At 43.5% G+C, this 19,103-nt stretch carries 16 protein-coding genes and 1 pseudogene; 16 read left to right on the forward strand and 1 reads right to left on the reverse strand.

Features of this window, described 5'->3' with window-relative positions; genetic code table 11:
- The first annotated feature begins 398 nt into the window (after positions 1 to 398).
- The 3 genes from AAEZ02_RS18315 to AAEZ02_RS18325 all read left to right on the forward strand — a co-directional run bounded on the left by AAEZ02_RS18315 (position 399) and on the right by AAEZ02_RS18325 (position 2,731).
- The gene (locus AAEZ02_RS18315) at positions 399 to 638 is read left to right on the forward strand and encodes a PspC domain-containing protein (RefSeq protein ID WP_124012289.1); all 240 of its coding nucleotides are present in this window, start codon (positions 399 to 401) and stop codon (positions 636 to 638) included.
- Between the two features lie 139 nt (positions 639 to 777).
- Positions 778 to 1,434, forward strand: coding sequence for a lipase family protein (locus tag AAEZ02_RS18320; protein WP_157822266.1), 657 nt, complete (start codon positions 778 to 780; stop codon positions 1,432 to 1,434).
- A gap of 580 nt (positions 1,435 to 2,014) precedes the next feature.
- On the forward strand, positions 2,015 to 2,731 hold the full coding sequence (locus AAEZ02_RS18325; RefSeq protein WP_124012288.1) for a hypothetical protein: 717 nt from the start codon (positions 2,015 to 2,017) through the stop codon (positions 2,729 to 2,731).
- A gap of 194 nt (positions 2,732 to 2,925) precedes the next feature.
- Here the strand turns inward: AAEZ02_RS18325 and AAEZ02_RS18330 are convergent, their stop codons facing one another.
- Positions 2,926 to 4,233 carry an NAD(P)/FAD-dependent oxidoreductase gene (locus tag AAEZ02_RS18330; protein WP_124012287.1) on the reverse strand — a complete coding sequence of 436 codons (1,308 nt, stop codon included), beginning with the start codon at positions 4,231 to 4,233 and terminating at the stop codon, positions 2,926 to 2,928.
- 234 nt (positions 4,234 to 4,467) lie between these two features.
- Here AAEZ02_RS18330 and AAEZ02_RS18335 point away from each other — a divergent pair, with 234 nt between their 5' ends.
- From AAEZ02_RS18335 to AAEZ02_RS18400, 13 genes and pseudogenes are all read left to right on the forward strand, one after another.
- Positions 4,468 to 5,016: a cupin domain-containing protein gene (locus AAEZ02_RS18335; protein WP_101034465.1), complete on the forward strand. Its 549-nt coding sequence runs from the start codon at positions 4,468 to 4,470 to the stop codon at positions 5,014 to 5,016.
- 444 nt (positions 5,017 to 5,460) lie between these two features.
- Entirely contained in the window at positions 5,461 to 6,225 is a 765-nt protein-coding gene (locus AAEZ02_RS18340) for a gamma-glutamyl-gamma-aminobutyrate hydrolase family protein (RefSeq protein WP_124012286.1), read from the forward strand.
- A gap of 2 nt (positions 6,226 to 6,227) precedes the next feature.
- Complete coding sequence (locus tag AAEZ02_RS18345) at positions 6,228 to 7,583, forward strand: glutamine synthetase family protein (RefSeq protein WP_124012285.1); 1,356 nt, start codon at positions 6,228 to 6,230, stop codon at positions 7,581 to 7,583.
- Positions 7,584 to 7,680: 97 nt separating this feature from the next.
- Positions 7,681 to 9,081, forward strand: coding sequence for an aspartate aminotransferase family protein (locus AAEZ02_RS18350; RefSeq protein ID WP_206191824.1), 1,401 nt, complete (start codon positions 7,681 to 7,683; stop codon positions 9,079 to 9,081).
- Positions 9,082 to 9,336: 255 nt separating this feature from the next.
- The gene (locus AAEZ02_RS18355; protein WP_124012284.1) at positions 9,337 to 10,437 is read left to right on the forward strand and encodes a polyamine ABC transporter substrate-binding protein; all 1,101 of its coding nucleotides are present in this window, start codon (positions 9,337 to 9,339) and stop codon (positions 10,435 to 10,437) included.
- 158 nt (positions 10,438 to 10,595) lie between these two features.
- Positions 10,596 to 11,732 carry a polyamine ABC transporter ATP-binding protein gene (potA, locus tag AAEZ02_RS18360; RefSeq protein ID WP_101034469.1) on the forward strand — a complete coding sequence of 379 codons (1,137 nt, stop codon included), beginning with the start codon at positions 10,596 to 10,598 and terminating at the stop codon, positions 11,730 to 11,732.
- A complete protein-coding gene (locus tag AAEZ02_RS18365; RefSeq protein ID WP_124012283.1) occupies positions 11,729 to 12,628 on the forward strand; it encodes an ABC transporter permease subunit in 900 nt (299 codons plus the stop codon). Before potA ends, AAEZ02_RS18365 begins: the two co-directional genes overlap by 4 nt.
- Positions 12,625 to 13,440: an ABC transporter permease subunit gene (locus AAEZ02_RS18370; protein ID WP_101034471.1), complete on the forward strand. Its 816-nt coding sequence runs from the start codon at positions 12,625 to 12,627 to the stop codon at positions 13,438 to 13,440. Before AAEZ02_RS18365 ends, AAEZ02_RS18370 begins: the two co-directional genes overlap by 4 nt.
- Before the next feature lie 207 nt (positions 13,441 to 13,647).
- Positions 13,648 to 14,934 carry an NAD(P)/FAD-dependent oxidoreductase gene (locus AAEZ02_RS18375; protein ID WP_124012282.1) on the forward strand — a complete coding sequence of 429 codons (1,287 nt, stop codon included), beginning with the start codon at positions 13,648 to 13,650 and terminating at the stop codon, positions 14,932 to 14,934.
- Positions 14,935 to 15,002: 68 nt separating this feature from the next.
- Positions 15,003 to 16,451: an NADP-dependent succinate-semialdehyde dehydrogenase gene (gene gabD / locus AAEZ02_RS18380; RefSeq protein ID WP_351124321.1), complete on the forward strand. Its 1,449-nt coding sequence runs from the start codon at positions 15,003 to 15,005 to the stop codon at positions 16,449 to 16,451.
- Between the two features lie 11 nt (positions 16,452 to 16,462).
- On the forward strand, positions 16,463 to 17,737 hold the full coding sequence (gabT, locus tag AAEZ02_RS18385) for a 4-aminobutyrate--2-oxoglutarate transaminase (RefSeq protein WP_124012281.1): 1,275 nt from the start codon (positions 16,463 to 16,465) through the stop codon (positions 17,735 to 17,737).
- 109 nt (positions 17,738 to 17,846) lie between these two features.
- A pseudogene (locus AAEZ02_RS23765) lies at positions 17,847 to 18,316 on the forward strand (methyl-accepting chemotaxis protein); the annotation flags it as partial.
- 72 nt (positions 18,317 to 18,388) lie between these two features.
- Positions 18,389 to 19,048 carry an RluA family pseudouridine synthase gene (locus AAEZ02_RS18400; protein ID WP_124012278.1) on the forward strand — a complete coding sequence of 220 codons (660 nt, stop codon included), beginning with the start codon at positions 18,389 to 18,391 and terminating at the stop codon, positions 19,046 to 19,048.
- The last annotated feature ends 55 nt before the right edge of the window (positions 19,049 to 19,103 follow it).

Raw genomic sequence — 19,103 nt, forward strand, 5'->3', positions numbered from 1 at the left:
GGGTCTAGTAAGTATTTATGATGGGGCTAAAGATGTGTTTTTATCTTTTCTGCCGCAGAGCGGCTTCGTTCAACAAGAGACTTTAAACGGAACAAAAAACCGTTGACTTTTTGTTCACTCCGTTCACTTATTTTAGCCAACAATTTTTTGCCTGTTAATTAGGCGTTGAACTAAGCCGCTGCGCGGAGCCAAATGCTGACTCAATCGAGTATATTATCCTCATTGAATCAGCTAGACTTAAAAAGATGTGATGGAACACTACAATGACAAGGGAATTTCAATGGAATACATACAAATCACGCAATATATTCTGTTTAAAACTGCTCTACAGCCCAGATTCAGCATCAAAAAAAGCAAATTCTTATAGCATAAAACATACCGATTAATATGGATGTGGCATGGAAAGTCTAGATAATATAAAAGTTCTAACTCGTGGAGAATCCGCGATTCTTGCTGGAGTTTGTTCAGGTATTGCGGAATATTATAATTTGCGAAAAAACGGCATTAGGTTAGCATTTTTGTTAACTAGCTTGTTTTTTGCGATTCCTGTATTGGCTTATGTTGTTTTGTGGTTAGTTTTACCCAAATATCCGACGACAGAAGCGATGGCTCGTCACTTACGGCGAAAGAAGTTATAAAGAAAATATGGCAGCTAACAAATAAGGATAGGCCGCGCGAAGCCTCGTTCTTATCCCAAGTGTTAGGGCGTAATATCGAGAATGGCGTATGAAAATAAGATTATTTTGTTTCATTTTGTACTTATGGAGTTCTTTTTCTATGTCTGAAGAGTGTGTTGTATTACTTCATGGGATGGCTCGTTCCGATAGCTCTATGAATAAAATGGAGACGAAGCTTAAAGAGGCAGGTTATACCGTCGTGAATTTTGACTACCCATCAACGCAGCATAATATTGAGAGTATAGCCACAGATTACCTTCCTAATGCTATAGCTCAATGTAAACCTAACGTAATCATAAATTTTGTGACACATTCTCTTGGTGGGATTGTGTTACGTAAATATTTAAGCGATAACAAACTAGAACGCCTAGGCCGTGTGGTAATGCTAGGTCCGCCGAATAAAGGAAGTGAGGTTGTTGATAAACTAAAAAATGTTCCAGGTTTTGAATTTATTAATGGTCCAGCGGGTATGGAATTAAGTACTGATAAAACAAGTGTTCCAAACTTACTTGGGGCGGTCACCTATCCAGTAGGAATAATAGCAGGCAGTTCAACTATTAACCCAATACTTTCTCAAATGCTTCCAAATCCTGATGACGGTAAGGTGTCAGTCGAGAACACAAAGGTGGAAGGGATGGCTGATCACATAATTCTCCCCGTTTCTCACCCATTTCTTATGCGAAATGACGAAGTGATTAGGCAAGTTAAAAGTTTCCTAAAAACAGGGAAGTTTCAGCATAGTATAGTTTCGCCCTAACACAGATGAGCCTCTCTTATTGTGAATTATTTTATAATAAAGAATGCTGCCTGACGCTTTTCAGATCCTTTAGTACTTTAAAAAATGAGTGGCTTATTTTTGCAACACCAGACCAAGAGGAAACCAACGGCTGTTCCCTCTTTACTCTTTTATAAGAGAATTGGGCCCAGCCATTCCGGCAATATTTTCCCCATTGACTTAAACAACAGAAGCGAAAAGGTCGCCATGGGGATTGATCCTGCTTTTGACTTAGTTTTAGCGTTCCTCGGTTCATCTTACAGTAAAGAGTGAAAATGCTAACGCTTCCAATGGGGATCTGATGTGAATGGATTCACGAATGTAGTGATGGCACGGTCAATGATGTTTCCGACATCATAATGACATTTCCCAAATCCATATGGTTCAGATGCCAATGAACGACCTGTACCGCGAAAGCTAGCCTGCAATGATAAGTCTCTGGCGATAATGTTCAGTTAGAGTCTGATTAATCAATATTATCGAGGGCGTTACATTATTTACTTGTGAATAATGAACTTGTTATGCTAATTTCTTGCGAACTCAACATCATGATGGAATATGAATGCGTTATCTACTGCTAGCCATGCTGCTAACCTTAACTGGTTGCGCAAGTAAACAACCTCCTTTTAGCCTTGTTATCGACCCCTTATTGCCCTCTGTCATTAATTATAGCGGTGAAATTGATCCAGATAATGTTGCCGCTTTTGAACAAGGCATGGCAAATAGTCCAACTCAAATAACCTCATTGATTATTAACAGTGGTGGGGGAGATGTACTTGCTGGCATACGATTAGGAGAGTTGGTATATCAGCACAAATTAAAGGTCACAGTTGATAAAGTCTGTGCGTCATCTTGTGCTAATTATGTTGTAACCGCCAGTGATGAAGTGACTATAAAACAAGATGCCCTGTTAGGTTGGCATGGTGGGGTGTTACAACCACTATTATACGGCTCGGAAGACTTCCATAAGTACAACAAAAGTATGGTTGAATATATTATGGCGTGGGCAGAGGCCGAGCGCGTCTTTTTTGACATGGTTAAGGTCAATCAAGCTGTCACGGTATTGGGGATGATGCCAGGCTTAAAAGGTAAACGAGACACGCCATTATATAGTTATGACCAGCAAACGTTAAAGGCGTTAGGTTTACATATTACTTTTGAAGACAAGCAAGCAACGGTTTCTAAAACTGGCGAAGAAATTGTACAAATATTTAGCTTAAGCCCTGAAGTATTGGACACTTTACTGATGCAGCATGCACAAAGGTTGCAGCAATTGTAATTAAGTTAGCTTGTCTTTTAAGTGATGGCCTGCGGCCACTAACGCTTAAGATCGCAAGGTTTCACCTTGCGATCTTAATTCAAACGAAGTTTGAAAAGTCTGGTGTGGGTGAAGCGCCACGACGTTAGTGGCCGTAGGCCATAAAAAGATGTAAAGGTTGACCCTTTTGCCAACCCACAGCAAATCCATCAACCCTAAAGCAAATCCTTCATTCTGTGGTACAACATCCCTGCTGCCAGCAATGGCGATCGCAACATAGGTCCACCGGGGAAGGTCATGTGCTTAATATCATTAAACACATCAATACGCTGTGACTGCTGGCTAATCGCTTCAGCAATTAACCTTGCGGCCATGTGAGTGGCGTTCACCCCATGGCCGGCATAGGCTTGGGCAAAGTAGATGTTGGCTGCGTCAGGTAAACGGCCGATTTGCGGCATCCGATTGGCGCCGATACCCATCATGCCACCCCATTCATAATCAATTTTGATGCCTTTTAATTGTGGGAAGACCTTTTCAAGATTAGGCCTTAATTCAGCTTCAATATTTTTGGGGTCTTTACCTGAATAAGTACATAAACCACCAAAGAGTAGGCGGCGGTCTGCTGATAAGTGGAAGTAATCTAACGCCACACGCATGTCGGCAAAGGCCATATTTTGCGGAATAACACTGGCACATTGTTGTTCGGTTAACGGTTCTGTGGCTAATAAATAGGTGCCTGTTGGCAACACTTTCCCGCCAAGAAAAGGGCTTAATGTATTGCCGATATAACCATTGCCTGCCAATACCAGATAGTCACAGATCACTTCACCTTCGGCGGTGATCACTTTGGGTTTACTGCCCTTGATGATTTTTTCTGCGGCGCTGTATTCAAATAATTGGGCACCAAGTTCACGTGCAACACGTGCTTCGCCTAGGGCTAAATTAAGTGGGTGTAAATGTCCGCTGCCCATATCGACCAAGGCGCCTTGGTAAAAGTCTGAACCGATAACGTCACCAATTTGCGAACGATCAAGCAGTTTGATTGATTTTTGATAACCTTGGTCTTTCAGATCTTGGTATTCTGCCGCTAAATCATCCATGTGCCGTGGCTTTACGGCTAAATCACAATAACCCATGTGTAAGTCGCAATCGATTTTGTGCTCGGCAATGCGCTCGGTAACGATATCAACCGCTTCAAAACCCATTTGCTGAATGGCTTTTACGCCTTCGTCGCCAATTTGATTACGGAACTGGGTGGCGTCATGACCGATCCCACGGATCAACTCACCACCATTGCGTCCCGAGGCGCCCCAGCCAATGCGTTTAGCTTCGAGCAATGCGACACTGTAGCCACGTTGTCTGAGTTCAATGGCGGTATTAATGCCACTAAATCCACCGCCAACAATACACACATCGACAGTTAGCTGTTCGGTTAGCTTGGGATGCGAGTAAAGCTCTTTTGCGGTCGCCACATAAAAGGAGTCTGGGTAGTGTTGGCTATGGATCGGGGATTTACGTGGCATAAATACTCCAAGCTATTGATTGCGATTATAATCATAACGTTTAAATGAATAGTCAGATGCAGTGTAAGTCATCTAGGGTGTGCATTTTATTTAACACTTATTTAGTGTAAAATACAATTGCTTTGATTTAAGCAAGTTATCATGCTTGATCGCTAGCATTTTTTTGTTAAAGTGTTAATAATCTGCAACACTTTAATAACAAGTCATGGGTCAACATTTACTAGGAGAACGAATTTGGATATTGGTGCAAACCTAAAAGCTGTTCGCAAATTGAAAGGGTTATCTCAACGCGAGTTAGCCAAGCGTGCAGGGGTTACCAACAGTACAATTTCAATGATTGAGAAAAACAGTGTTAGTCCATCGGTGAGTTCACTTAAAAAAGTGTTAGCGGGTATCCCGATGTCATTGGTAGATTTCTTCTCGATTGATGATGGCTCTATTGGTGATCAGAAAGTGGTTTACCGTGGTAATGAGTTATTGGATATCGGTACCGGTGAGTTAGTGTATAAACTTATCGGCCGTGACTACCCAAACCGTGCAATGTCGGTGATGAGTGAGACTTATCCTGTCAATGCTGATACGGGTGCTGAAATGCTGCAACATAAGGGTGAAGAGGGCGGCATCGTTGTTGAAGGTAAGATTGAGCTGACTGTTGGTGAAGAGGTGTTTATCCTTGAAAAAGGTGACAGTTATTATTTTAATAGTGAACACCCCCATCGATTTCGTAACCCATTTGAACAGCCTTGTCAGTTAATGAGTGCCACCACTTCAGCCGATTTTTAACGGTTTTCACTTTAGCTTTTACTGCTTATGTCTAACTCGACGGCTTAAGGGAATAGTGTAAGATAATCAATAAATCAGGCTATTCCCAACGAGTTAGTCGCTGATGATTTTTAGGGTTTCATCTATTTTCGATGGTATTCCTAGCATGTCATTATTATCTTGTGTAAAGAATATTAAGCAATGCATTCCCTTTTTTTGTGCATTCCCTCCCCATTTTGGCGCATTTTTTGGCGAGATTTAAGCAAAGTCAGTCAGATAGTTTTTTTTGGCATTATGGCTATTTTAAAGTTATCAGTATGTTTCTAAAGTGTTTTAATTTATTTTTATTAAAAATTGTTTTTATCCTCAGTTATCCTCTTGCCTAGCTAAAAAAATCCGTGTAGTGTGTGAAAAAATGAACACGTAAATGATAAGTTCATCACTATTCTTTGCTTAAGGTGAGATATGTCTCAGTCAGGTCTTCCTCTTATTGGGGTAGTAGCGTGCAATCAGCAAATTGGTCTGCATCCATTTAACATTGTGGGTGAAAAATATTTGTTGAGTGTGGTCAATGGCGCGAAAGGGTTCCCTTTGGTGATCCCATCACTTGGTGTCGATTTGCCCATTGACGCTATTCTTGCTCGTCTCGACGGTATCCTTTTTACGGGCTCACCATCGAATGTTGAACCTCACCATTACCAAGGTCCTATTAGTGAGGACGGCACTCATCACGATCCTAAGCGTGATGCAACAACCTTACCGCTGATAAAAGCCGCCATTGATGCAGGGATCCCCGTATTCGGTATTTGTCGTGGTTTTCAAGAGATGAACGTGGTGTTCGGCGGCAGTTTGTATCAGAAGCTACATGACGTTGGTAAATATATTGAACACAGTGAAGATAAGAAAGCCCCATTAGATGTGCAGTATGGTATTTCGCATCAAGTTAATCTCGTTGCGGGTGGGCTCCTTCACGATGCATGGGGCTGTGACACTGCAGAGGTTAACTCTGTTCATACTCAAGGCGTGGAGCGCCTAGGTGAGGGGTTGCAGCCAGAAGCATTTGCTCCAGACGGATTAGTGGAAGCATTTTCTGTTAAAGATGCTAAAAATTTTGCATTAGGTGTCCAATGGCATCCTGAATGGAAAGTAACCGAAAATGCATTCTATACTGCAATTTTCGAAGCATTCGGACAGGCCTGTAGACATCATGCGGCAACACAAGTGAGATAAAAATGGATAAGTTAATCGCTTTTTTAAAAGACAAAAAAATTACCGAAGTAGAATGTGTTATTAGTGATATGACAGGGATTGCGCGCGGCAAAATTGCCCCAGTGGATAAGTTTGTCTCAGAAAAAGGCATGCGTTTACCTGAGAGCGTATTACTGCAAACGGTCACAGGTGATTTCATTAATGAGGATGTTTATTATCAACTTCTTGATGATGCTGATATCGATTTTGTCTGCGTACCAGACGAAAATGCGGTGTTTATGTTGCCATGGACCGTTGAGGCTACTGCCCAGGTCATCCATGATTGTTATGATCGTATGGGCAATCCCATTGAATTATCACCGCGTAACGTGCTGAAGAAAGTCCTTAAGCTTTATGAAGATAAAGGTTGGCAACCGGTTATTGCACCAGAAATGGAGTTTTATCTCACCAAACGTTCTGACGATCATGACTTACCGCTTAAGCCGCCTATTGGGCGTTCTGGTCGCCCAGAAGCAGGACGTCAGTCTTTCTCTATCGACGCCGCTAACGAATACGATCCACTGTTTGAAGACATGTATGATTGGTGTGAAATCCAAGGGTTAGATATTGATACCTTGATCCATGAAGACGGTCCCGCGCAAATGGAGATTAACTTCAGCCACGGTAATGCATTGTCATTAGCCGATCAGGTGTTCATTTTTAAGCGTACATTGAAAGAAGCAGCCTTAAAACATGATGTTTGTGCCACCTTTATGGCTAAGCCCGTTACCGATGAGCCTGGCAGTGCCATGCACATTCACCAAAGCGTGCTTGATATTAAAACCGGTAAAAACATTTTCACCAAAGAAGATGGCACTCAAAGTAAATTATTCCTTAGTTATATTGCAGGGTTACAGCAGTACATTCCTGAATTGTTACCGTTAATGGCGCCAAGTCCTAACTCTTTCCGTCGCTTTTTGCCAGGCACCTCTGCGCCAGTAAATCTTGAATGGGGTGTTGAAAATCGCACCTGTGGTTTACGTATTCCTGAATCATCGCCACAAAATCGTCGTATTGAAAACCGTATCCCGGGTGCAGATGCTAACTGTTATCTCTCGATTGCTGCCAGCTTATTATGTGGTTATATCGGTATGGTTGATGACTTAAAACCTTCTACACCTGTGACAGGTAAGTCGAACGATAGCCGAACAAATAATGACAACTGCTTACCTTTGACCTTAGAAGAAGCCTTAGTGGCCATGCAAAGCAGCGATGCCTGTATTGAGTATTTAGGTCAATCCTTTACCACGGGTTTTGTGGCGGTAAAACAAGCGGAGCTTGAAAACTTTAGACGGGTGGTGAGTTCGTGGGAACGTGAGTTCTTATTACTAACAGTGTAATGATGGTTGAGCTCGTTGGCTCACACTATGAATGTTTGTGGATAACAGCAGATAGCAGATACATACGGGTTTGCTATCTGCTTGAAAGGATATAAGTATGACAAACCCATTATCGACAGATGCGATGAAGCAGCAGCACAAGCTTGAGCGTCTGCAAACTGCAGACAAACAGCATTTTATTCACCCATTTACCGACTCAAAGGGGTTAGCCCAAAAGGGAACCCGGGTGATAGAGCGGGCAGATGGGGTGTATTTGTGGGATGTCATGGGTCATAAACTGCTGGATGCCATGGCGGGTTTATGGTGTGTCAATGTGGGCTATGGTCGGCAGTCTATTGTGGATGCCGCCAGCCAACAAATGCAGAAATTGCCTTTTTATAATAGTTTTTTTCAATGCTCCCATCCTCCTGCTATTGAGTTAGCTCAAAAAATTGCTTCGCTAGCACCGGCTCACATGAATAATGTCTTTTTTACGGGGTCTGGTTCTGAGTCAAACGACACCAATTTACGCATGGTGAGGCGTTACTGGGATTTAAAAGGCAAGCCGAGCAAGAAAACCATCATCAGTCGGGTGAATGCTTATCATGGTTCAACCGTTGCGGGTGCCAGTTTAGGCGGCATGTCGGGCATGCATGAACAGGGGGATTTACCTATTCCTGGTGTGGTGCATATCGCGCAACCTTATTGGTATGCCGAAGGTAAAGATTTATCTGTGGAAGCGTTTGGATTACAAACTGCACAGGAATTAGAAGCTAAAATTATTGAATTAGGCGAAGACAATGTAGCGGCTTTTATTGCTGAGCCTTTTCAAGGTGCGGGTGGAGTCATTATTCCACCGTCAACTTATTGGCCTGAAATAAAACGTATTTTAGCCAAATACGATATTTTATTTATTCTTGATGAAGTGATTAGCGGTTTTGGTCGCACGGGTAAATGGTTTGCGTCAGAGTATTTTGATTTACAACCGGATCTTATTTCTATCGCTAAAGGCATGACGTCGGGTTACATGCCAATGGGCGGGGTGATTGTGGCAGACAAAGTGGCTGACGTAATCAAACAAGATGGTGGCGAGTTTACCCATGGTTTTACCTATTCTGGCCATCCAGTTGCCGCGGCGGCGGCATTGGAGAATATTGCGATTATTGAGCGAGAAAAATTAGTTGAACGTGTGGCTAATGATACTTCGCCTTATTTACAGTCGCGCTTACAACAATTAGCTCAACACCCATTAGTGGGTGAGGTGCGCGGCCTCGGCTTGGTTGCGGCCATCGAGTTAGTTAAAGACAAATCGTTACGGCAGCGGTTTGATGCCAACGTAGGCGTGGGAACCTATTGCCGCGATGCGTGTATCACCCACGGTTTAGTGATGCGTTCAGTCGGCGACACCATGATTATTTCGCCGCCGTTGACCATCAGTCATGCTGAAATTGACGAGCTAGTCACTAAAGCGACGCATGCGCTAGATGATACTTATCAGTATGTAAAAGCGCTTAAATAAGGTTCAGTAACTGAATGGTAATTGTTTTATCGTGATTGTTTAACCCAATGCATTGCAAGGATCTAATCATTGAAAATGTGTTGATAACATTCATATTGAAGGGAAAAGCGATGTTGTTGTAACCATACCGATGCATAGTTAAGTTGTAGCATTGGATAATTTCTTTCATTAGAAAGAAGATTTTACACGCTGGTAAGGCTAGCGAAAAAAACGAATGTCAGTGTCATGCTGACCATTATCCAACAAGGAGAAAGTATGAAGCTACTAACAAAACTATCCACATTGGCCTTAATTACAGCAGGCGTGTTTGCCAGCACTGCTATTCAGGCCGAGGAAGTGGTTAAAATGTACAATTGGTCGGATTATATTGCCGAAGATACCCTAGCCAATTTTGAAAAAGAAACCGGTATCCGTGTTATTTATGATGTGTTTGATAGTAATGAAGTACTTGAAGCAAAATTACTTTCTGGTCACAGCGGCTATGACATAGTGGTGCCGTCTAATCACTTTTTAGCTAAGCAAGTTAAAGCGGGTGCTTTTCAAAAGTTAGATCGCGCTAAGCTGACGAATTATGCCAACTTAAAGCCTGATTTAATGAAGCAGTTACAAAAAGCGGATCCGGATAACGAGCACGCTATCCCTTACCTATGGGGCACCAACGGTATCGGCTATAACATCGACAAAGTCAAAGCCGTATTAGGTGAAGATGCGCCATTTGATTCTTTAGAGCTTATTTTTAATCCAAAATATGCAGAGAAAATCGCCTCGTGTGGTTTTTCGATGTTAGATTCTGCCGACGATATGTTACCTCAAGCACTGATTTATTTAGGCTTAGATCCTAATAGTAAAAACCCTGCGGATTATCAAAAGGCCGCCGAAGTATTGGAAAAAGTGCGTCCTTACATCACTTACTTTCATTCATCGCGTTATATTTCAGATTTAGCTAACGGTGATATCTGTGTCGCGTTTGGTTTCTCTGGTGACGTGTTCCAAGCTGCCGCACGTGCTGATGAAGCGGGTAACGGCAATAAGATTGGTTACTCTATTCCAAAAGAGGGCGCCAACTTATGGTTTGATATGTTAGCCATTCCAAAAGATGCCACTAACGTAGATAACGCCCATAAACTGATTAACTATCTACTTCGCCCTGAAGTGATTGCCCCTATCAGTAACTATGTTGCTTACGCTAACCCTAACGTTCCCGCGCAAGCGCTAGTTGATGAAGCAATCCGTAACGATCCAGCCATTTATCCACCACAATCAGTGATTGATAAATTATACATTGGTGATATTCGTCCATTAAAAATTCAGCGTGTAGTCACACGTGCTTGGACCAAAGTGAAGTCAGGTCAATAATCTAACTCACTAGCACCAGGGCGAGAAGCCTCGCCCTGTTTTTATAGCAGTATTGATGTATTTATTGGCTCATTTAGCCACTTAACAGTTTGTTACGCGTGCCCTAAAACAGGCTGTTCTGTTGCGGTACGCATACTCCAAAAAGGCGGAGCAGTATTATGGTAAACACCTCGGGCGTCACCAATAAACCCACTACAAAGACGCAAGATAAAGTACTGCTTAGGATTGATCGCGTAAGCAAACTTTTCGATGATGTGCGTGCGGTAGATGATGTATCGCTTACCATTAACAGTGGCGAAATATTTGCGCTGCTGGGCGGTTCAGGTTCTGGTAAATCAACCTTACTGCGCATCTTAGCGGGTTTTGAAAAGCCAAGCGAAGGACGTATTTTTCTTGATGGTGTCGACATTACTGATATGCCACCTTATGAGCGTCCGATTAATATGATGTTCCAGTCGTACGCCTTATTTCCGCACATGACAGTTGAGCAAAATATTGCATTTGGACTCAAGCAAGACAAAATGCCCAAAGCCGATATTGAAGTGCGCGTCAAAGATATGCTGAAACTGGTGCACATGGAAAAATACGGTAAACGTAAACCGCATCAGTTATCGGGTGGACAACGTCAGCGTGTCGCTTTGGCTCGCTCGTTAGCAAAACGTCCCAAATTACTATTACTCGATGAACCCATGGGCGCGTTAGATAAAAAGCTGCGTACTCAAATGCAGTTAGAAGTGGTCGATATTTTAGAAGCGGTAGGCGTAACGTGCGTAATGGTGACCCATGACCAGGAAGAAGCCATGACCATGGCCGGACGCATTTCGATTATGCATGACGGTTGGATTGCCCAAACTGGCAGTCCAATGGATATTTACGAGGCGCCAGCTAGCCGCATGGTGGCTGAATTTATTGGTACGGTTAATTTATTTGAAGGTGAAATCATTGAAGATGAAGTCGATCACGCGATTATTAAGTCGCCGACCTTATCGCAGCAATTTTATATTGGCCACGGTATTTCAACCAGCCTAGAAAATAAAAATGTATTTTTGGCCTTACGCCCAGAAAAAACCATTATTAGCCGTCAGAAGCCCGAACGTGAATATAACTGGGCTCATGGCGTCGTTCACGACATTGCCTACCTTGGTGGCTTGTCGGTGTATTACATTAAGTTAGAAAACAACCAAATCGTTCAATGCTCAATGATTAACCGTGAACGCCGCTCCGATAACCCTACATGGGGAGACGAGGTTTACATCAGTTGGGAAGACACCAGCGGGGTTGTATTAAACTCATGAAGAATCCACTGAAGCTATTCAAAGGTCGACATCTCACCATGGGTATTCCTTACCTGTGGTTGTTGCTGTTTTTTGCCTTACCGTTTGCCATTGTATTAAAGCTGAGCTTTTCGACTGCAGCGATTGCCATTCCACCTTACGAGCCAACGTTTAATTATGTTGATGAGGCGCTCAACATATTTGTCAATCTGGGTAACTATTTATTGTTACTTCAAGATTCGATGTATTATATGGCTTACCTCTCATCATTAAAAATTGCCTTTATTGCGACCCTTGGGTGTTTAGTCCTTGGTTTTCCCATGGCTTACGCGATTGCCCGCGCCCCGGTAAAAATACAGGCGGTATTGCTGCTTCTGGTGATGTTACCGTCGTGGACTTCATTTTTGATCCGCGTTTATGCCTGGATGGGTATTTTAAGTAACAACGGTTTAATTAATAATGCCTTGACCTGGTTAGGGGTAATTTCAGAACCGATTCAAATGCTCAATACTAATTTTGCGGTGTACATAGGTATTATCTACGCTTACCTGCCGTTTATGATTTTGCCACTTTATGCCACCTTGGTGAAATTAGATTTAAGCTTAATTGAAGCGGCTTCAGACTTAGGCTCCAGCAGTATTAATACCTTCTGGAAAATTACCCTGCCATTATCTATGGGAGGGGTCATAGCCGGCTCTATGTTGGTATTTATTCCTGCAGTAGGTGAGTTCGTTATTCCTGAATTGCTCGGTGGCCCTGACTCATTAATGATTGGTAAAGTGCTGTGGCAAGAATTCTTTAATAACCGCGACTGGCCAGTCGCTTCATCATTAGCGATTGTGATGCTGGCGTTACTGATTATCCCGATAACCTTATTCCATCGTTATCAATCACGTAATATGGAGAACGCGGTATGAAGAAGTTAAGTTTCTCTAAAGTGATGTTGTGGGTGGGTTTACTGTTTTTATATGCACCAATGCTTATTTTGGTCATTTATTCATTTAATGACTCTAAATTAGTGACTGTGTGGGGTGGTTTTTCTGCTAAATGGTATGGTGAGTTATTTGAGGATCAGCAAATACTCAATGCCGTCTGGACCAGTTTACGCATCGCCTTTTACAGCTCTACCATGGCGGTGATTATTGGTACGATGGCGGCCTTTGTGATGACTCGTTTTCGTCGGTCATGGGCTAAGTTAACCTTGTCTAACATGATCACCGCGCCTTTGGTTATGCCTGAAGTGATCACCGGTTTATCCTTGTTACTACTATTTGTACAAATGTCAGAGACCTTTGGCTGGCCTACTGAACGTGGCATGTTTACGGTGTGGATTGCCCATTCCACTTTCTGTGCCGCTTATGTGGCGGTGGTGGTGTCGTCAAGACTGCGGGAAGTGGATTTGTCGATTGAAGAAGCTGCAATGGATTTGGGGGCAACGCGATTAAAAACCTTCTTTTTGATCACTATCCCTATGATAGCGCCATCACTTATCGCCGGCTGGTTATTATCATTTAGCTTGTCATTAGATGACTTAGTGATTGCCAGCTTTACCTCAGGGCCGGGTTCTACAACCTTGCCTATGGTGGTGTTTTCGTCAGTGCGTTTAGGGGTTTCACCTAAGATTAACGCGCTAGCGACGATTATTATTTTAGCCGTGTCTTTGGTGGCCTTCTTGTCTTGGTATTTCGCGCGTCGGTCGGAGATAAAAGCTAAAGAAGCGATGGAATAACAGCGCTGAATAAACAGACTATAGAAGCCACGCTGATGTCAGTGTGGCTTTTTATTTTTCAGAATTGATTTAAGGTATTCTGGCGATATGGGTGTTTAATATATTCAACAAAGTGTCAAAAATTATATGATAAATGCTAGTGTTTAAATTTGCTTAAGTGTAGGATGAGTGAGTTGTATTACGCTTTAAACCTATAAAGGAAGTGCTATGCCTGCCACACCTCATGCTAGTTCATATTATGCTGCATCGGCTAATGATAAAGTTGAGCGTCCTCGCTTAGAATCTACAATTGAAACAGATGTTTGCATTATCGGCGCTGGATATACTGGCTTGTCTTCTGCGTTACATTTATTAGAAAGCGGCATGAAAGTGGTGGTGCTTGAAGCGGCAAGAATTGGCTGGGGAGCCTCCGGTCGAAACGGCGGCCAAATAGTCAATTCTTTTAGTCGTGATATTGATTCTATTGAAGGCGTTGTCGGCAAAGAGCAAGCTAAGTTATTTGGTCAAATGGCGTTCGAAGGTGGTCAGATTATCCGTGACCGTATTGCCAAATACAACATTGATTGCGACTTAAAAGACGGTGGTGTTTTTGCCGCCATGAATGCCAAGCAAATGGGCCATTTGCAGAGTCAAAAATCATTGTGGGAAGCTCATGGTCATAACAACCAATTGGAGTTACTCGACCAAGATGGCATTCGCAACGTAGTCAATACTGATATTTATGTCGGTGGTTTACTCGATAGAAGCGGTGGACATATTCACCCGCTAAACCTTGCTTTAGGTGAAGCCCGTGCAGTGGAATCCCTCGGTGGACTAATTTTTGAAGATTCAGCGGTCATTAAAGTGGATGACGGTGCATCGCCGGTTGTACACACAGCACAAGGCCAAGTTAACTGTAAATATGTGGTGGTTGCTGGTAATGCGTATTTAGGTAAATTATTGCCAGAGCTACAAGCTAAATCCATGCCTTGTGGCACTCAAGTGATTACCACTGAGCCATTATCCGATGAAATGGCGGCGAGTCTACTGCCGCAAGATTATTGCGTTGAAGACTGTAACTACCTATTAGATTATTACCGACTTACTGGTGATAAACGCCTTATTTTTGGTGGTGGCGTGGTTTATGGTGCTCGCGATCCGGCCAACATTGAAGCCTTGATTATGCCTAAGTTATTAAAGACCTTCCCGCAATTGAAAGGGGTTAAGGTTGATTATGCGTGGACCGGTAACTTTTTAATGACCTTGTCGCGCCTTCCCCAAGTGGGCCGCATTGGTGACAATATTTATTACTCCCAAGGTTGTAGCGGTCATGGTGTTACCTATACTCATTTAGCGGGTAAGCTCATAGCCGAAATGCTCAATGGCCAGGCCACACGGTTTGATGCCTTTGCGGCGTTACCTCATTACCCTTTCCCGGGTGGACATGCACTACGAGTGCCATTTAGTGCGCTAGGTGCGTGGTATTACACCCTTAGAGATAAATTTGGTATTTAACCTACGTCCAGTGCGGGTAGATAGAGTTCGAATAGGTTGAGTACAGCGAGTCAGTTTAGGAGAATATTGTGGAATTGAACGATCCAAGTTTATTACGTCAACAGTGCTACATTAATGGGCAATGGCGCAATGCCGACAATGGCCAAACTATTGCGATAGCCAATCCAGCAACCCATGAAGTCATTGGCCATGTCCCAGTGATGGGCAGTGCTGAAACGCTTGCGGCTATCGATGCTGCACAAGCGGCATTACCTGCCTGGCGTGCATTAACGGCTAAGGAGCGTGGCCAAAAGTTGCGTCGTTGGTTTGAGTTAATCCATCAACATAGCGATGACTTAGCGTTGTTGATGACCACAGAGCAAGGCAAACCGCTTGCTGAAGCCAAAGGTGAAGTGGGTTACGCAGCATCCTTTATTGAATGGTTTGCAGAAGAAGCCAAACGCATTTATGGCGTGACGATCCCTGGGCATCAAGTGGATAAACGCATTACGGTGATCAAACAACCTGTAGGGGTTACCGCGGCAATTACACCATGGAACTTTCCTGCGGCAATGATTACCCGTAAAGCGGCTCCAGCGCTGGCGGCGGGTTGTACTATGGTCGTGAAACCTGCGCCACAAACGCCGTTTACTGCACTGGCTTTAGCCGAACTAGCTGAACGTGCTGGTATTCCTGCCGGTGTATTAAGCGTGGTGACCGGTGACTCAATCGCCATTGGTAAAGCCATGTGTGAAAGCCCTATTGTGCGTAAGTTGTCGTTTACGGGCTCAACGCCAGTAGGCATTAAACTGATGGAGCAATGCGCTCCTACGTTAAAGAAATTGTCACTTGAACTGGGTGGTAATGCGCCATTTATTGTGTTCAACGATGCCGATATAAATGCCGCTGTTGAAGGCGCAATGATCGCCAAATATCGCAACGCCGGTCAAACCTGTGTCTGTGCCAATCGCATTTATGTGCAAGCGGGCGTTTATGATGAGTTTGCTAAACGTTTGGCCGTGGCGGTGACTCAGCTCAAAGTAGGTTTAGGTACTGACGCTGGCGTGACAACAGGGCCATTAATTAACGCAGATGCAGTGGCAAAGGTGCAGCGTCATTTAGATGATGCAGTAGCAAAAGGCGCGCAGATTATTGCCGGTGGCAAACCTCATGCTTTAGGTGGCTATTTCTTCGAGCCGACCATATTAACGGGCGTGAATCGTGAGATGTTAGTGGCAACCGAAGAAACCTTTGGTCCGTTGGCCCCCTTGTTTAAGTTTGATGAAGTGGATGATGTGATTAAGCAGGCTAATGACACTGAATTTGGCTTAGCGGCGTATTTTTATGGCCGTGATATTTCGCTAGTGTACAAGGTCGCTGAAGCTTTGGAATACGGCATGGTGGGGGTTAACACCGGATTGATCTCGACAGAAGTGGCGCCTTTTGGCGGCATTAAATCATCTGGATTAGGCCGCGAAGGGTCTAAGTTTGGTATCGAAGAGTACCTTGAAATGAAATATATCTGCATGTCAGTTTAAGAGAGCAGGCTATGACTAAAACAAATGATGGACTAATGGCACGGCGCCAAGCGGCAGTGGCACAAGGTGTAGGGCAAATTCACCCAATCTTTACTGAACGTGCTCAAAACGCCACAGTATGGGATGTTGAAGGTCGTGAATATATTGATTTTGCCGGTGGTATTGCGGTACTTAATACTGGCCATTTGCATCCTAAAGTTAAAGCGGCTGTGGCAGCACAGTTAGATGCATTTTCACATACTTGTTTTATGGTTTTGGGTTACGAAAGTTACATTAGCGTATGTGAAAAACTTAACCATTTAGTGCCGGGTGATTTTGCTAAAAAAACGGCCCTATTTACCAGTGGTTCAGAAGCGGTTGAAAACGCGGTTAAAGTCGCTCGTGCTTATACTAAACGTGCAGGCGTTATTGCGTTTACTTCGGGTTATCATGGTCGAACCATCGCTGCGCTAGCATTAACCGGCAAAGTGGCACCTTATAGTAAAGGCATGGGCTTGATGTCTGCTAATGTGTTTCGGGCTGAGTTTCCATGTGAAATGCATGGCGTGTCTGAAGATGATTCGATGGCATCAATTGAACGCATTTTTAAAAATGATGCAGAGCCTGCAGACATCGCCGCCATTATTTTAGAACCGGTGCAAGGTGAGGGTGGTTTTTACGCGGTTACACCATCATTTATGAAACGCTTACGTCAATTGTGCGACAACCATGGCATTGTATTGATTGCCGATGAAGTCCAAACCGGCGCGGGACGTACAGGTACCTTTTTTGCCATGGAGCAAATGGGCGTTGCTGCAGATATTACTACGTTTGCTAAGTCGATTGCCGGTGGTTTCCCACTGTCTGGTATTACCGGTAAAGCCGAAGTGATGGATGCCGTCACTGCCGGTGGTTTAGGTGGCACTTATGGTGGTAGTCCTATTGCTTGCGCTGCTGCATTAGCGGTGATCGAAGTGTTTGAAGAAGAGCAATTGCTTGCCAGAGCCAATGATGTTGGTGCCATGTTGAAGTCTGTTTTAGGCGATATGCAGGCTAAATACTCGCAGATTGCTGAAGTGCGTGGATTAGGTGCGATGATTGCTGTCGAGTTGATGGAAGATGGTGAGCCTGCGCCTCAGTACAGTGCTAAGATTTTAGCCGAAGCCCGTAACCGTGGACTGATTTTACTGTCTTGCGGCACTTACGGTAACGTTATCCGCGTATTGGTACCGTTAACGGCTCCTGATGAGCAAATCCATGCTGGGCTTGCCATTATGGATGCGACATTTAATAGTGTCTTCAATTAAATTTATCCTGATCTAGTCGTTTCGATAACATCCCGCATTAAGCGGGATTTTTTTTAATCCATGGTTTGGTTGAATATTGAGGGTTGTTGGCGATCGTTCACGACCACAAAGCATTAGGTCGGCAGATATTGCCAAACATACACGTGAGAGTGTTAATCGACAATATGGCGAAATTAAAAGTGGCGTCACCGCGGTCAATCAAATGATTGCCACCGCGCTTGAAGTGGCTAAAGCCTCTAAGCAAACTGTGATGGAAACAGTAATGTAAACAGTAATGTAAACAGTAATGGAAACAGTAATGGAAACGGCAATGTAAACAGTAACAAAAACAGTAACAAAAACAGTAATGGAAACAGGGTCAATGATGGTCAATGTGACAGAGGTCAGACGCGTTTAAGCCAAGCCATGGTGTTTGTTGAAGGTATGTCGACTGATTCGGCTCAAGCTCAATAAGCTGTGGGCATGGTATCCCACAGCAGCGCCAATATTAGCCGTATTGTAGAGGAGATTAGTGCTATTGCTGAGCAGACTAACCTATTAGCGTTAAACGCAGCTATTGAGGCTGCCAGAGTGGGAGAATAGTATCAAAGGTGGCTTATAGGCCACCTTTTCTATTATCATCTTGGCTTAGATAGTTATTACGAAGACATTATGGCCGAATTTATTGCTCCTCCCTGCGATGGGATCATTGAAGTATTATACCAAGATGAACATCTACTGCTGATCAATAAGCCGACAGGATTATTGAGTCTCTCAGGTAAAAATCCATTAAACAAGGATTCTGTACACTACCGTTTAGTGCAAGATCACCCCTCGGCAACGTTAGTGCACCGACTCGACTTCGGCACCTCTGGCATCATGCTGGTGGCACTCAATAAAGTGGTCAATGGATTATTAACTAAGCAGTTTCAGCAGCGCACTATTACCAAAAGCTATACCGCAGTGTTATATGGTGACTTGCTTAATGATTGCGGTGATATTGAATTACCAATAGCCAAAGACAGTGATCATTTCCCGTTAATGAAAATTTGCCACGACAGCGGCAAACCGGCTCACAGTCAATACCAGGTTATTGAGCGACATCAACAAGGATTATCGACGCGGGTGACATTTACCCCAATCACAGGGCGAACCCATCAATTACGTTTACACAGTCAGCAAATTGGTCATCCTATTTTAGGTTGTGATTTGTACCATAATGAACATTCGCAGCAGATGTCGAGCAGATTGATGTTACATGCCAATGAATTATCGTTTACCCATCCTATGACGGAACAAAGGATTAATGCTGTTTGTCCAAGTCCATTTTAACGAGTTAGCTATTTAGTTATTTGGCTCTTTAGATAACAAACTGATTTGAGCCTGA

This window comes from Shewanella sp. T24-MNA-CIBAN-0130, from assembly GCF_040310185.1.
Lineage (GTDB): Bacteria > Pseudomonadota > Gammaproteobacteria > Enterobacterales > Shewanellaceae > Shewanella > Shewanella psychromarinicola.

Coding starts and splice junctions, on each gene's coding strand:
- AAEZ02_RS18350 (WP_206191824.1), top strand. CDS start 7,681: ATGACAAACCCATTATCGACAGATGCGATGAAGCAGCAGCACAAGCTT.
- AAEZ02_RS18330 (WP_124012287.1), bottom strand. CDS start 4,233: ATGCCACGTAAATCCCCGATCCATAGCCAACACTACCCAGACTCCTTT.
- AAEZ02_RS18320 (WP_157822266.1), top strand. CDS start 778: ATGTCTGAAGAGTGTGTTGTATTACTTCATGGGATGGCTCGTTCCGAT.
- AAEZ02_RS18315 (WP_124012289.1), top strand. CDS start 399: ATGGAAAGTCTAGATAATATAAAAGTTCTAACTCGTGGAGAATCCGCG.
- AAEZ02_RS18370 (WP_101034471.1), top strand. CDS start 12,625: ATGAAGAAGTTAAGTTTCTCTAAAGTGATGTTGTGGGTGGGTTTACTG.
- AAEZ02_RS18340 (WP_124012286.1), top strand. CDS start 5,461: ATGTCTCAGTCAGGTCTTCCTCTTATTGGGGTAGTAGCGTGCAATCAG.
- AAEZ02_RS18375 (WP_124012282.1), top strand. CDS start 13,648: ATGCCTGCCACACCTCATGCTAGTTCATATTATGCTGCATCGGCTAAT.
- AAEZ02_RS18325 (WP_124012288.1), top strand. CDS start 2,015: ATGCGTTATCTACTGCTAGCCATGCTGCTAACCTTAACTGGTTGCGCA.
- gabT (WP_124012281.1), top strand. CDS start 16,463: ATGACTAAAACAAATGATGGACTAATGGCACGGCGCCAAGCGGCAGTG.
- AAEZ02_RS18355 (WP_124012284.1), top strand. CDS start 9,337: ATGAAGCTACTAACAAAACTATCCACATTGGCCTTAATTACAGCAGGC.
- AAEZ02_RS18345 (WP_124012285.1), top strand. CDS start 6,228: ATGGATAAGTTAATCGCTTTTTTAAAAGACAAAAAAATTACCGAAGTA.
- potA (WP_101034469.1), top strand. CDS start 10,596: ATGGTAAACACCTCGGGCGTCACCAATAAACCCACTACAAAGACGCAA.
- AAEZ02_RS18365 (WP_124012283.1), top strand. CDS start 11,729: ATGAAGAATCCACTGAAGCTATTCAAAGGTCGACATCTCACCATGGGT.
- AAEZ02_RS18400 (WP_124012278.1), top strand. CDS start 18,389: ATGGCCGAATTTATTGCTCCTCCCTGCGATGGGATCATTGAAGTATTA.